We start from the raw sequence: 13,358 nt of genomic DNA on the forward strand, positions 1-13,358 counted from the left end.
GTAGTATATTTGGGTATAAATTATTTGACAATGAAAGAAGTATCTGTACAAGAATTAAAGAGCAAGATCGATAATAACGAAGATTTTCAATTGATTGATGTGCGTGAGTCATTTGAATACGAAGTTTCAAATTTGGAAGGTTTAAATATTCCACTTTCGGGAATTTTGATCGAGTCTGATAAGATTGCGAAGGATAAACCGGTTATCGTTCAATGTCGTTCTGGAAAACGTTCAGCACAGGCAATTATGTTGTTGGAGCAACAAGGATTTGATAATCTAGCAAATTTAAAAGGCGGTATCTTGGCCTGGAAAGAGGAAATCGATCCAGAGTTAGACGTTTATTAATATGAAAAACTTGGAGCATCAGACTAAACAAGGTTTCTTGTTTAGTCTTGCTTTTTATATTGTAGCGCTATTAACTCGGCTCTTAAACTTAGGAATCTTCCCTGTATTAGGTAGTCTCTCTATTTTATTGTCCCTCTTATGGGTGATATTGGCCTTGCGGGAAATTATGCTTTCCAGGACTATTTCCAATGGTGAGCGGATGTTGATGGCACTGGCTATCGTACTGCTTAATATTATCGGCGGTATTTTCTATTTCTTTGTGTGGCGACCGCGTGTATTGGGATTAACAAAAAAGTAATATGACAAAATATTTTATACTGAATATTGTATTGAACTTGGCCATTGTATTTTTGGCTTATTGTGGATTTGAAGGGTATAAAGCCGGAAATATGTTGGTGACAGGGTTGTCTATCGCATTTTTGGTCGTCCTGATTTACCTTAAGGTCGTTTTAAGCAAGCGGATAAAAGTTGTTATCCAAGAAAAGGATCGTGAAAAAAAACAGGAATATGCTGCTAAGCAAGCGAAAGGAAAAAATAAATAAGAGCGGAGTTTCTTACTTATTACATACAAAAAGAGCAGAAAACGATCGTCTTCTGCTCTTTTTTATATTATCTACACCTGTTCTTATTTTACAAATGGAGGTTTCGTTACCTTAGCTTTAACTTTTTGATTACGGATATGGATAAAGATATCTGTACCGTCTTTTGCGAATGCAGTATCTACGTAACCCAAACCTACTGATTTTTTCAATGTCGGAGATTGTGTTCCCGAAGTAACACGACCGATTACATTGCCATCAGCATCTACGATTTCATAATCATGACGCGGAATACCTCTGTCAATCATTTCAAAACCAACTAGTTTCTTTTTAAGTCCAGCTTCTTTTTCAGCTTTAAGCGCAGCGGAGTTTACAAAGTCTTTTGTAAACTTAGTTACCCAACCTAAGCCAGCCTCTAAAGGAGAGGTATTGTCGTCGATATCATTTCCATAAAGGCAGAAACCCATTTCTAGACGTAGCGTATCACGAGCACCCAATCCGATAGGTTTAATTCCGTAAGCTTTTCCAGCTTCAAAAATAGCATCCCAAACTTTCTGCGCATCTTCATTGGCAACATAAATTTCGAAACCACCTGCGCCAGTATAGCCGGTTGCTGATACCAATACGTTATCTACCCCAGCAAAAGTACCCTTAGCAAAGGTGTAATATTCCATTGGGGCAAGCTCGATATCTGTCAGTGATTGTAAAGCATCCGCTGCTTTAGGTCCTTGAACAGCAAATAAAGAAGTTTGGTCAGAAATGTTTTTCATTTCTACACCATCGGTATTGTATTTGGAAATCCAGTTCCAGTCTTTTTCGATATTGGAAGCATTGACAACCAGAAAATAGGTGTTATCGTCTATACGATATGTTAGAAAATCGTCTACAACACCGCCAGTTTCATTCGGAATATAAGCATATTGAACTTTGCCGTCATATAATTTCGATACATCGTTGGAAGAGATTTTTTGAAGAAGATCCAGTGCCTTTTCACCTTTAAGGATGAATTCGCCCATGTGGCTTACATCAAAAACTCCTACACCTGTACGAACTGTTTCGTGCTCATCATTGATACCAGTATATTGCACTGGCATGTTGAAGCCTGCGAAGGGAACCATCTTTGCTCCTAAAGCAATGTGTGTCTCCGAAAGGGCAGTATTTTTTAACATAAAAATTAAGTTTTAATCAGTTGCAAATTTAATAAAATATACGTGATTCCTAGCTTTGATTCTATTTTAGAACAAACGATTTAATTCGTTACTTTCAACGAATAGACAGTCAGCTCAGCATCTTCTGTATCAGTATCTTCGCAAAGTAAGAAAATTAAGCCGTTATCGGTTTTTTCCTTGAAGGTGATTCCCTCAAACTTGTGATTTTCGGGTATTTGAAATACTTCAGGTTTGGAAGACAGATCTGTTGATATTTTCCCAAGTAGAGATCCTGCAATCTCCCCATCAAGATAGGTCGATTTTGCATCTTCTGCAGTTGCGATGAAATAAATGTCATCACCGACAACTGTCGCATCGGAAAAACCAGTACTGATCCCATTTAACTTGGGTAATTCAATAGGAGTATACCGATATTTATCTTCAGCCTTACTGTTATATTCTAAAACAGCATTGATGCCTTTGGGGCCATTCCCTCTATTGAAAAACAATATCCGGTCATCAATATGTACTACACCTTCTATGTTAAAGTCTTCCTTGCTTATCCCAAATTTCTGCATAAAATGCGTATAGATCTTGCTATAGTCTTCCTGTATGACCTTTTTTCCGTCCCAGATAAAGCAATTGTTTCTTTTTTCAGTTGACCCTGAGCCATAGAGATAATAACGATTGCCATCGAACGTAATAGATTCAAGATCCATTTTATTCGCTTTGCTTATATTTTCCATGGGCTCAGCTTCCAATAAGACTGTTTTGGATAAGCGTTCCTGAGCGAGGTTATAGCTATAGAGGTAATTGCTGTTGTCCGAAACTATATGAAGCTCATCATTGTTGTAGACAATCCCAGATGCTGCCGCGATGCCCGATATGCTGATAAATGCTTCGAGAATTAATTTTAACATAATTCGTGTATGTTTAAGATTCCAAGTACTTTCTGAAAATCGGACTGGATAGCTGCTTTTACATGAACAGTTTCACCTGACAACGGATGTTTGAAGGTTAATTCAGAGGCATGCAGTAGCATGGTATCCATCTGGTAGTTCTCTTTCCAGAATTTATTTTGCTTATTACAGCCATGTGGACGGTCACCGATAATGGGGTAGAAGATGTGTGCAAAGTGGCGTCGTAGTTGATGCATGCGGCCAGTAAGTGGATTGGCTTCAACAAGACTGTAACGCGAGGTCGCGAATTTTCCGAAAGGAATATCCAGTTCACTTTTGGCTAATAACCTGAACGATGTCTGGGCCTCCTGTATGGTGCCATTTTCTTTTTTCAATGGATAATCAATCAACCCTTCTTCAGGAGCGAAGCCTCTCAGTATGGCGAGGTACTTTTTGTCTATTTGATGTTCTTGAAAGCTTTTTTGTAAGTATTGATCCGTTTCTTTATTTAATGAAAACAGAAGGACACCTCCAGTTTTACGATCTAAGCGATGTGCCGGATATACCGTTTTTCCCAATTGATCACGTAGGAGTTGAAGGGCAAATTCGGATGTATCACGCGCAATGGATGAGCGATGCACTAATAGACCATGTGGCTTATTAATCGCTACAATGGATTCGTCTTCGTACAGAATTTCTAAGGACATATTAGATCTTTTTCAATGCAGCAATGATTTCATCTGCTTTTTCATCAATCTTGGGGCTCAGCCAAATCTGTTTAAATGCGCCACCACCTATAATCTGTTCTTTACCTTGCCATTTGATCTTGGTAAGGGAAAAGAGGTAATAATTGTCCACAACAACAGAATTTTGGACAAAATCATCGACTAATTTGTTTCCAAACAATTGCATGCCCAATCCAAAAAAGGCTTGGTCTTTTGCATGAAGCTGACTTTTCAATAATTGCTCGGCTTTTGCACGTACAATTTTCTCATGTTCCTCTTTGCTTGGGTTTGTCAGGATGGCAGCCAGCATGATGACAACCAGAAGTAAGGAAAATATTCTTTTTTTACTCATTTTTTATGCTAGAATTAGTGCTGATAGATCAGGTCAAAACAGCATCTATCGCTATCAAAATTATTAAATAGATATTAGATATGCACAATTGTTTTTGCATGAAGGGTTTGTTGTGGACGGAGGGAGGAATAAAAAAGGCTGGATCTTAAAAAGAAATCCCATTTAGCAGGGAAAACGCCCAGGAAAAGAAAATCCAGATCAGGTAACAAGTGCCTCCTATTAAGATAAATAATATGAATATTATTGTTAGGATAATACCTATACCAGAGCCTTTGTGTCGACCCTCATAATAGTGCTCGCGTAAAAGTTTGATATTCTTTTCATTGGCTTTGCTATAGAAATCGAAGATGTTACCTAGAAAGGGGATGCTTCCTAAGATCGCATCAAGGGTGATATTGAGCAGCATACGGATGACTAACTTGGGGCTAGCACCATTTCGCCACATGGCGATGACCAGCACCAGTGATGTGCCAAAGCCGGCGATAGCACCACCCAAAGGAATCAAATTCAAAATTGGATCTAATCCGAACCGGAAATTACCAATCTTGAATTGATTATCCATTAACCAAGATATTCGGTTGATCCAACCGAAATCTTGGTCTATTTGTTTCTTCTTATCTTCTGGAGATAATTCTCTATGCATGATTATAATAGTTCGAAAGAAGCGCTGATTTCGCTGGTCACTTTCATTGGTCTGATATTTAAATCAAGGCCATTTCCACCAGCATCGTCTGCTGCTTCAGCCATGGCGCCTTTAAACATCGCATTACGCATCATTGGTTGAACACCAAAGATAATTTGTTGCGGTGTCTCAGAAAGTACGATCGCTTTACCAATTTTTTGTCCTGCTGCTTCGGCAAGAATTTGCGCATTCGCTTTCGCATCCAATACAGCTTTCGTTTTTAAGGTCTTTTCTAACTCTTTTTTCTTCGAATAATCATATTCACTGATGTAAGTGCTTTGAATACCTGCTTTATCAACCCCATCCAACAATTGATCTAAGTTGTTTAAGTTCGTTACTTTAATGCGGTATTGTCTAGAAAGTAAGATATCCGTATCCTTTTTCTTTTTTTCTGGTGTATTGTAACTCCAGATATTCTGGATCGTAAAATCTTCTTTTTTAATACCAGCTTTTGTTGCCGAATCAAATAAGTCTTTTTCTAACTTGTCAATAGCAACCTTTTTCTTGGTGTTTCCATTGTCATAAAACTCTTTTAGTGTAACATCTATATAGATGATGTCTGGAGTCACTTCTTCTTCTGCGCGACCCACTGTGGATACAAATTCTTTATTTACCATTTGTTGAGCGTTTAGTTTTGTCATCAAACCTAAAAAAGCCAGTCCTAATAATATTTTTTTCATGTTTTACTATCTTAAAGTTTTATAATAATACGATTGCTATTGTCGCATTGCTACAAGATTGGAGCCAAAGTAGACAAAAAAGTTTAACGCATAAAAAAAATAAAAACGTTAAGATTTTTAATTTTATTTCTATACCTTTAGGGAAATTAATAAAATAGTGCCATGCAAGAAGGTAAAGTAAAATTCTTTAATGAGACCAAAGGTTTCGGTTTCATCATCCCTAATTCAGGCGAGAGCGAAATTTTTGTTCACGTTTCTGGATTAGTTGACAAAGTTCGTGAGAATGACAATGTATCTTACGAAGTTGAACAAGGCCGTAAAGGTCTTAATGCGGTAAATGTAAGAGTTATCTAATTAGATTCAAGATATATTTATTGTGAAAAAGCCTATGCCATCAGCATGGGCTTTTTTATTGAACAAATATTTTGGACTGATAATTGTATTGACATGTATCAAATATATAGTTTAACATGAAACGTACTTTAGTATTGATCCTTTCTGTTGTGGTGGCAATTTCGATGTCTGCATGTTATTCCACGCATCATGGGCATGGGCATAGGCACAAAGGTGGATCGAAGGGAATGCCCCCTGGTCAGGCAAAAAAATATTATGGAGAACAATCCGCAAAAGATTTTGCTCCAGGACAACAGAAGAAAAAGAAACATAAACATTGATCTTAGGGATTTTTCGCTTTTGCAGAAAATTCGGCAATCGACGAAACAAGAAATAACAAAAAAGAGCTTTCATTTATTAATTGAAAGCTCTTTTTTGTTATTCAGAATGCGCTATGCGAATGGATCATTATCCGCAGGAGGAGTTGAAGTCGGTGTTTGTGAACTTCCAAACGGATCCTTTGGTTGCGAAGATCCAAATGGATCTTGGGCTTGATTGAATGGGTGATTTGTCCCGTTTTCAACAGCCTTTGGATCAGGTCCATATTGATTAGGCCCCTTGTCGCCTTCTAGGATTTCTAAATAAAGTAGGTAAATCCCACCTACAAAAGGGATCAATGATACTAATATAAACCAGCCTGATTTATTGGTATCATGAAGTCTTCTTACGGTAACAGCAAGACCAGGAATAACAAGGGCTAAACTAACTAAGCCGATGATGCCATAGATTAAACTTCCAAGGGTACTGCTTATAGCATAAAAAATTGCTGAGACGATAACGAGGGCTAAAATTAATATAAATTGGGCGAGCATGAACATCCAATATTCTTTACGGCGGGCCCTTCCTTCAAAATTAGCATAGTTGTCACGAACAACTTTCAAAAACCAATCTTTAATTTCCATATAATTTTAAGATTTTTAGGTGAAAAATATGTGTTAGTAAATCAATGTTATTACAATTCTGTTACAATAAATGTACCAATAATTTATCCGATAAAACAATTATTATGGAATGCGTTTTTGTTCAATTTCATTGTTGAATAAATAGGGGGATGAAAAGACCTTTTCATTTATAGCATGTAGTTCGTGCATCCTATTAGCAAGTGGCGGCAGTACATGGAGGTTTTGCTTACTGTAATTTGGGATTGGGTCACAGCACTAAGCACTACCGAAAGATCTCTTCGAGTATATACAGCGATTTTATCTTCTTGAAATTTGTGCGGTGAAGACGGTAGAAATCCAGTAACTTTTCCAATAAAAATTGTCGGTCTGTACTGGACATTTTGATGTGATCACAATTTGAGTATTCTGCTGTTATTAAATCCCGGAAAATTGAAGTATGTGGTTCCTGAAGCACAAGCGGATGTTCGGGGAGACTGTTTGAAAATGTTGCTTCGTGTAGGTTAAAATAGGGCAGAGCCTGTTTGGATGCGGCCGGATAAAAGCCAAGAAAGCGTGTCAGTTTGATTAGAAATACCAGGTGAAAATTGGCCAGATTTAAATGGGTTTCGTCTAACCATCGGATAGACTGGTGGATAAATTCAAATAAATAAGAGTCACTTTCCTGTTCTTTTAATACTTTATACAAGATTTCATTTAAGAAGAGCGCCAGTGAGCTTTTTATAATATCGTAGGGTATTTCTTGCAATACCGGAGTTTGGCGAGCTTCCGAAATGCGCTGTAGTGAACCATTATCCTTGTGTGTTGCGATAATTTCCAGCAGATGTAAAGGTTGTAAGATATTGGCTTTGATTTTTGCCTTTGGCTTACGTGCGCCAGCAATGAGATAAGATTGCATGCCAAATGACTCGGTATATAATTGCGCGACGAGGCTGCTTTCCGAATAATTTGTTGTTTTTAAGACGATACCCCTAGTTTTGTTCAGCATCTTCTTCCTTATCTTTTTTATGAATATCCTCTTTTTGAGCCTCTCCACGCATCTCTATAATCGCATTGCGGTCCACTTTTCGAATCATTCTATAAATTAATGTAAGGAAACCAATGCTGAAGGTAATCACTCCGACGAGCATTGCTAATTTATACCAGTTGGATCGTTGTTCCATGAGGTAATAACCGAGGATAACCAATAATACACCAATGATTATTTCTCTTAGACCCTTGCGAAGATATTTGTTCATAAATGTGAATTGTTGAAAACTATTTTTCTTTACAGAGCAAATATAATACAATAAAATGCTTTATTTTTGCCCATACCATTCCTGTGTAGAACTATTTTTAAAAATAATTCCCATAATGTTGTTGCTTATCTAAAAAAAAATATAGATATTTGCAAACTCTTTGCAGAGAGTGCAAAGGATTAACATATTGTAATAAAGACAACAAAAAAGATAATATCATGTCAAGAATTTGTGATTTAACAGGCAAAGCAGCGTTAACAGGAAATAACGTTTCTCACTCAAACGTTAAAACTAAACGTAAATTCTATCCAAATTTACAAACTAAACGTTTTTACATTCCAGAAGAAGATCGTTGGATTACGTTGAAAGTATCTACTTCTGCTATCAAGACTATCAACAAGAACGGTATCACAGCTGCGATCAATAAATTTATCGTTAAAGGATCAATTTAATATTGATTTATCGCCTGTTACATTAAGATTATTCATGAATTTCAATCCTATATTAGGATCAAAATAAAGTAAAACAATGGCTAAAAAAGGAAATAGAGTACAAGTTATCTTAGAATGTACTGAACACAAAGAAAGTGGTCTTCCGGGAATGTCTCGTTACATCACTACTAAAAACAAAAAGAACACAACTGAGCGTTTAGAGTTGAAAAAATTCAACCCAGTATTGAGAAAAGTTACTGTTCATAAAGAAATTAAGTAATTCACCGATCTTAGCACTTGCAATAGAGGGCTGAGTAAAAATATTTAAAATACCATGGCAAAGAAAGCAGTTGCATCGTTACAAAAAGGTGGCGGTAAAGAATTTACAAAGGTTATTATTACTACTAAATCTGCGAAAACTGGCGCGTATACTTTCAAAGAAGGTATGATTCACAACGATAAAGTGAAAGACGTAGTTGCAGAAGCTCAAAAAAATAACTAGTAGCATTTTCCTTTTTTAAAGTTTTTCTTTAAAAAGAATTCGATAAAAATAGCCGTTTTGGTATCCTACCGAAAGGGCTTTTTTTGTTGAGGACATTTGTTTATATTTGGACATCAATTTTCACTAAACACTCCATGGGATTATTTGATTTTTTTAAGAAAAAACCACAAACACAAGAAGAAGAACAAGCCTTAGATAAAGGTTTGGAAAAAACAAAAGAAGGATTTCTTTCCAAGATAACGAAAGCTGTAGTCGGTAAATCGACTGTGGATGACGATGTGCTTGATAATCTGGAAGAGGTTTTGGTTACTTCTGATGTCGGGGTTACAACGACTTTAAAAATCATCGACCGTATACAGGCACGTGTTGCCAGAGATAAATATGTGTCCACTTCGGAGCTGAATAATTTACTGAAAGAAGAGATTCAGACATTACTGGCAGAAAATAATAGCTCAGACTTTGAAAACTTTAATTACGGGGATCATAAACCCTATGTAATTATGGTTGTCGGGGTGAACGGTGTTGGCAAGACCACCACAATAGGTAAACTTGCCCATCAGCTTAAGCAGGGGGGAAGTAAGGTGGTTTTGGGTGCGGCGGATACGTTTCGTGCGGCGGCTGTAGATCAGCTTAAACTCTGGGGTGAACGTGTTGATGTGCGCGTTGTTGCACAGGCAATGGGTTCAGATCCCGCTTCGGTCGCCTATGATACCATTAAATCCGCTGTAGCGAATGGTGAAGATGTCTGTATTATTGATACTGCCGGTCGTCTACATAATAAGGTTGGTTTAATGAATGAATTGACCAAAATTAAAAATGTCATGCAAAAAGTTGTTCCCGGCGCTCCGCATGAAATTTTATTGGTCTTAGATGCTTCAACAGGTCAGAATGCTATAGAACAATGTACGCAATTCACACAAGCGACAGATGTAAACGCTTTGGCACTGACAAAATTGGATGGAACAGCCAAAGGCGGTGTTGTTATCGGGATATCCGATCAGTTCAAAATCCCCGTGAAATACATCGGTGTGGGTGAGAAAATAGGCGATCTCCAATTATTTAATAAAAAGGAGTTTGTAGACTCACTTTTCAAATAGAAAACTAAAACAATTGTCAGAAATAAGGCGTTCATTCTTTACCGGGAATGATTAATAAACAGCCTCCCTTCGTTTCTCGACAAACCCTTCTAATCATATGAAGACAAAATATACGAAATCTGTCCCTTTGATCAATAAGCCACGTGTGAACGTGGTTACTTTGGGCTGTTCGAAAAATATTCACGATAGTGAAGTGCTGATGGGCCAGTTGAAAGGTAATCAGATGGAGGTGGTCCATGAAGCCTCAAATATACAGGAGAATGATATTGTTGTCATTAATACCTGCGGTTTTATTGACAACGCCAAACAGGAATCCATTGATGCGATTTTGCAATATTCGGAATTAAAGGATCAAGGTAAGATCAATAAGGTGATTGTTACCGGATGTCTATCGGAGCGTTATAAACCCGAATTGCAGGCTGAAATTCCGAGTGTGGATGCATATTTTGGGACAAATGATTTGCCTGATTTGCTAACCGCTATCGGAGCAGATTATCGTCATGAATTATTAGGCGAACGTCTATTGACGACTCCTTCACACTTTTCTTATTTTAAGATCGCGGAAGGTTGTAATCGCCCATGTTCATTCTGTGCAATACCTTTAATGCGTGGTAAGCATGTTTCCAAATCAATTGATGATTTGGTTAAAGAAGCTAAATTTTTGGCTTCAAATGGAACCAAGGAGTTGATTTTAATTGCTCAGGATTTGACCTATTATGGACTTGATATCTACGGTAAACGTAATCTTTCTGATTTGATGCGCCATTTATCAGATGTTGATGGTATCGATTGGATCCGTTTACAGTATGCTTATCCTTCTGGTTTTCCTATGGATATTTTGGATGCAATGAATGAGCGTTCAAATATTTGTAATTATCTGGATATGCCATTGCAGCATATCTCTGACCCGATGTTGAAGTCTATGCGTAGAGGGACGACCAAACAAAAGCAGATTGATCTTGTCAATGCCATTCGCGACAAAGTACCGAATATCGCATTGCGAACAACATTAATCTGTGGATATCCAGACGAGACCGAACAAGATTTTCAGGAGATGTTGGAATGGGTAGAGGAAACCCGTTTTGACCGTTTGGGCTGTTTTACCTATTCTCATGAAGAAAAGACGCATGCACATACCTTGGCGGATAATGTGCCACAAGAGGTAAAAGAAGAACGTGTTGAGGCTATTATGGAGGTTCAACAAGGCATTTCTTATGAGATTAATCAATCTAAGGTAGGTAATACCTATAAAGTGCTTGTGGATCGTGTGGACGGAGATTATTTTATCGGACGTACAGAATATGATTCCCCGGAAGTAGATAATGAGGTGCTGATTTCGGCATCAGATTCCTATGCACGGATCGGAGATTTTGTTCAGGTAAAAATAGATCGTGCAGAGGATTTCGATCTCTATGGCGAAATAATCAAAAAATAATACTTGATTGATCTGTGCAGATCATGAAATAATATACAGAGGAGCCTCCCAGATATGGGGAGGCTTTTTTTGAAATTGCATTTTTATTTGATTTGTATTTTTTCATTGAGGTATCAATGAGCTCGTTATGCCCAGTTTATTGGTCAGAAAGAACCTTCCGTCGATTTTCTTCGTTGTTGCTGTTTGTGAAATCATGAAGGTTTCAGTTGGACATTTGTCAATAGAATGATATAATTTAAAAGTGGAATGAGCTTTTTATTAAAAATCAGTATTTTGTCTGCTCAAACTAAATACATTTGTATATCGTACAATAAGCATATATGAAAGCAACTTATATCGAATATAGTGAGACAAACAGTTTCTCCAAAACATTGCTGGCCTATCTGGCTCATGACGAGGCACTGAAACCGTTTGTTGGACACTGGCCTACATTTGACGGTTTTGAGAAGCAATTGCACGAAAAAAGGCATTTTGGCCACCGCACCATTCTTGTGGAGCGCCTAAAAGCTCAATATGCGACATTGTTGCAGGATTCTCCCACCGTAGCTGCAAATATAGATTTGTTGTTGCAGGAGAATACCTATACGATTACCACAGGTCATCAACTGAATATCTTTACAGGGCCATTATACTTTATATTTAAGATAATGACAGCGATACGTCTGTCAGAGGACCTGCGGGTCGAACATCCGGACAAAAACTTTATTCCGGTATATTGGATGGCAACTGAGGACCATGATTTTGAAGAAATTAATCATACCAAGGTCTACGGAAAGAAAATCGCATGGGAGACACCTGCGGTATCCGCTACAGGACGTATGGATACCGCATCCATTGTCGATGCGGTAAAGCAATACACCAATATCCTTGGTCTTTCAGACAATTCTGCTAAGCTTACACGTATTGTAGAGCAAGCTTATCTGAAACACATAAGGTTATCTGATGCGACGCGTTATCTGGTGAACGAACTTTTTAAATCCTATGGTCTTTTGATTATTGATGCAGATGATAAAGAACTGAAGGAATTATTTAAGCCGATTATCAAAGCAGATATTTTATCCGAAAATAGTTTTAAGGCCATTACAGACAGATCAAAAGAACTGGAAGCGAAGGGATTTTCTACACAGGTACATGCCCGGGAGATCAATTTCTTCTATCTGACCGATGAATTTAGAGAACGCTTGGTTCTGGCCGCAGACGGCCGATATGAGGTTCTGCATCAAAATATATATTTTACCAAGGAAGAGCTGGAAAGAGAAATAGATGCCCATCCTGAACGCTTTAGTCCAAATGTGGTGATGCGCCCAATGTATCAGGAAATTATCCTTCCTAATTTGGCCTATATTGGTGGTGGTGCAGAAATGGTCTATTGGATGCAATTAAAATCTAATTTTGATCAGTACCAAATAGATTTTCCCATCTTAATTCCGCGAAACTCAGCCATGATTACCGAAGATAATGTGGCCGCCAAGCTTTTCCGGGTCGATCTAACCTTCAAAAGCATTTTTCGCCCTGCGGAGGTTTTGAAGAAAGAATATGTGCGTCGTCATACGAAGGAAAGATTAAATCTTAATGATGAATGGATGGAACTGAATGCTATCTTTGGAAAGATAAGGTTACGTACACACAAAATTGATCCTAGTCTAGGACCCAGCACCGAGGCGATAAAAGCTCGTTTGAAAAAGGCGATGAACAATCTGGAGAAAAAGTTGATGAAAGCCGAAAAACGAAATCATCAGCATGCATTGGCAGATATAGACAATGTAAAAGAAAAACTCTTTCCAGGAGGAGGATTACAAGAGCGATCTGAAAATTTTGCCTTGTTGTATGTAAAATATGGTGATAACCTTTTTAGAGATCTCTATAAATACTTTAATCCCCTAGATTTCAAATTTACAATCTTATATTAAAAGTCAGTATTTTACTGACTTTTTTATGAATACTAGGCAAGCACGAGGATGAAACTTACCAGTAATTTGTGCAATCTCCTTTT

General features: G+C 37.6%; 20 protein-coding genes. 11 read left to right on the top strand and 9 right to left on the bottom strand.

From position 1 onward, the window contains the following. Nucleotides 1–30 precede the first annotated feature (30 nt). Genes M2408_RS18925 through M2408_RS18935 form a run of 3 tightly spaced genes read left to right on the top strand, consistent with a single transcriptional unit; the run spans nt 31 to nt 887 of the window. Nucleotides 31–345, top strand: a complete 315-nt coding sequence (locus tag M2408_RS18925) for a rhodanese-like domain-containing protein (RefSeq protein ID WP_223584073.1) — start codon at nt 31–33, stop codon at nt 343–345. Between the two features lies 1 nt (nt 346). Beyond that, a complete protein-coding gene (locus M2408_RS18930) occupies nt 347–643 on the top strand; it encodes a PLDc N-terminal domain-containing protein (protein ID WP_259185372.1) in 297 nt (98 codons plus the stop codon). A gap of 1 nt (nt 644) precedes the next feature. Further along, a complete protein-coding gene (locus M2408_RS18935) occupies nt 645–887 on the top strand; it encodes a DUF6358 family protein (RefSeq protein WP_223584074.1) in 243 nt (80 codons plus the stop codon). 83 nt (nt 888–970) lie between these two features. Here M2408_RS18935 and gcvT read toward each other — a convergent pair whose 3' ends face one another. From gcvT to M2408_RS18965, 6 genes are all read right to left on the bottom strand, one after another. Continuing rightward, nucleotides 971–2,053, bottom strand: a complete 1,083-nt coding sequence (gene gcvT, locus M2408_RS18940) for a glycine cleavage system aminomethyltransferase GcvT (RefSeq protein ID WP_120261258.1) — start codon at nt 2,051–2,053, stop codon at nt 971–973. An 80-nt stretch (nt 2,054–2,133) separates the two neighbouring features. Next, on the bottom strand, nt 2,134–2,952 hold the full coding sequence (locus M2408_RS18945) for a DUF6929 family protein (protein ID WP_259185392.1): 819 nt from the start codon (nt 2,950–2,952) through the stop codon (nt 2,134–2,136). Continuing rightward, nucleotides 2,946–3,638 carry a pseudouridine synthase gene (locus M2408_RS18950; protein ID WP_259185406.1) on the bottom strand — a complete coding sequence of 231 codons (693 nt, stop codon included), beginning with the start codon at nt 3,636–3,638 and terminating at the stop codon, nt 2,946–2,948. The genes M2408_RS18945 and M2408_RS18950 overlap by 7 nt, the downstream gene beginning before the upstream one ends. Nucleotide 3,639: 1 nt before the next feature. After that, a complete protein-coding gene (locus M2408_RS18955) occupies nt 3,640–4,008 on the bottom strand; it encodes a DUF4359 domain-containing protein (protein WP_259185408.1) in 369 nt (122 codons plus the stop codon). Between the two features lie 145 nt (nt 4,009–4,153). Next, nucleotides 4,154–4,651, bottom strand: coding sequence for a DUF4112 domain-containing protein (locus M2408_RS18960; RefSeq protein WP_120261254.1), 498 nt, complete (start codon nt 4,649–4,651; stop codon nt 4,154–4,156). Between the two features lie 2 nt (nt 4,652–4,653). Beyond that, a complete protein-coding gene (locus M2408_RS18965; protein WP_259185410.1) occupies nt 4,654–5,370 on the bottom strand; it encodes an SIMPL domain-containing protein in 717 nt (238 codons plus the stop codon). A gap of 162 nt (nt 5,371–5,532) precedes the next feature. Here M2408_RS18965 and M2408_RS18970 point away from each other — a divergent pair, with 162 nt between their 5' ends. Both M2408_RS18970 and M2408_RS18975 read left to right on the top strand, forming a co-directional pair. Then, complete coding sequence (locus M2408_RS18970) at nt 5,533–5,724, top strand: cold-shock protein (protein WP_046672593.1); 192 nt, start codon at nt 5,533–5,535, stop codon at nt 5,722–5,724. Between the two features lie 116 nt (nt 5,725–5,840). Beyond that, nucleotides 5,841–6,044, top strand: a complete 204-nt coding sequence (locus M2408_RS18975; protein ID WP_120261252.1) for a quinol oxidase subunit 4 — start codon at nt 5,841–5,843, stop codon at nt 6,042–6,044. Nucleotides 6,045–6,155: 111 nt separating this feature from the next. Here M2408_RS18975 and M2408_RS18980 read toward each other — a convergent pair whose 3' ends face one another. From M2408_RS18980 to M2408_RS18990, 3 genes are all read right to left on the bottom strand, one after another. After that, nucleotides 6,156–6,665, bottom strand: coding sequence for a DUF805 domain-containing protein (locus tag M2408_RS18980; protein ID WP_259185431.1), 510 nt, complete (start codon nt 6,663–6,665; stop codon nt 6,156–6,158). A 262-nt stretch (nt 6,666–6,927) separates the two neighbouring features. Further along, nucleotides 6,928–7,650: a DNA repair protein RecO gene (recO, locus tag M2408_RS18985; protein ID WP_259185441.1), complete on the bottom strand. Its 723-nt coding sequence runs from the start codon at nt 7,648–7,650 to the stop codon at nt 6,928–6,930. Next, a complete protein-coding gene (locus M2408_RS18990; RefSeq protein WP_223584083.1) occupies nt 7,634–7,900 on the bottom strand; it encodes a signal peptidase in 267 nt (88 codons plus the stop codon). Before M2408_RS18990 ends, recO begins: the two co-directional genes overlap by 17 nt. 218 nt (nt 7,901–8,118) lie before the next feature. Here M2408_RS18990 and rpmB point away from each other — a divergent pair, with 218 nt between their 5' ends. The 6 genes from rpmB to bshC all read left to right on the top strand — a co-directional run bounded on the left by rpmB (nt 8,119) and on the right by bshC (nt 13,275). After that, nucleotides 8,119–8,352, top strand: a complete 234-nt coding sequence (gene rpmB, locus M2408_RS18995) for a 50S ribosomal protein L28 (protein WP_046672597.1) — start codon at nt 8,119–8,121, stop codon at nt 8,350–8,352. A gap of 76 nt (nt 8,353–8,428) precedes the next feature. Then, complete coding sequence (gene rpmG, locus M2408_RS19000) at nt 8,429–8,611, top strand: 50S ribosomal protein L33 (protein ID WP_002998409.1); 183 nt, start codon at nt 8,429–8,431, stop codon at nt 8,609–8,611. A 54-nt stretch (nt 8,612–8,665) separates the two neighbouring features. After that, on the top strand, nt 8,666–8,833 hold the full coding sequence (locus tag M2408_RS19005; protein ID WP_223584084.1) for a DUF4295 domain-containing protein: 168 nt from the start codon (nt 8,666–8,668) through the stop codon (nt 8,831–8,833). A 134-nt stretch (nt 8,834–8,967) separates the two neighbouring features. Then, the gene (gene ftsY / locus M2408_RS19010; protein WP_120261247.1) at nt 8,968–9,930 is read left to right on the top strand and encodes a signal recognition particle-docking protein FtsY; all 963 of its coding nucleotides are present in this window, start codon (nt 8,968–8,970) and stop codon (nt 9,928–9,930) included. Nucleotides 9,931–10,027: 97 nt separating this feature from the next. Next, nucleotides 10,028–11,365, top strand: coding sequence for a 30S ribosomal protein S12 methylthiotransferase RimO (gene rimO / locus M2408_RS19015; protein ID WP_259185515.1), 1,338 nt, complete (start codon nt 10,028–10,030; stop codon nt 11,363–11,365). A 320-nt stretch (nt 11,366–11,685) separates the two neighbouring features. After that, nucleotides 11,686–13,275, top strand: a complete 1,590-nt coding sequence (gene bshC / locus M2408_RS19020; protein ID WP_259185533.1) for a bacillithiol biosynthesis cysteine-adding enzyme BshC — start codon at nt 11,686–11,688, stop codon at nt 13,273–13,275. Nucleotides 13,276–13,358: the final 83 nt, after the last annotated feature.

The sequence above is a fragment of the Sphingobacterium sp. BIGb0165 genome (assembly GCF_024810095.1).
Classification (GTDB): Bacteria; Bacteroidota; Bacteroidia; order Sphingobacteriales; family Sphingobacteriaceae; genus Sphingobacterium; species Sphingobacterium detergens.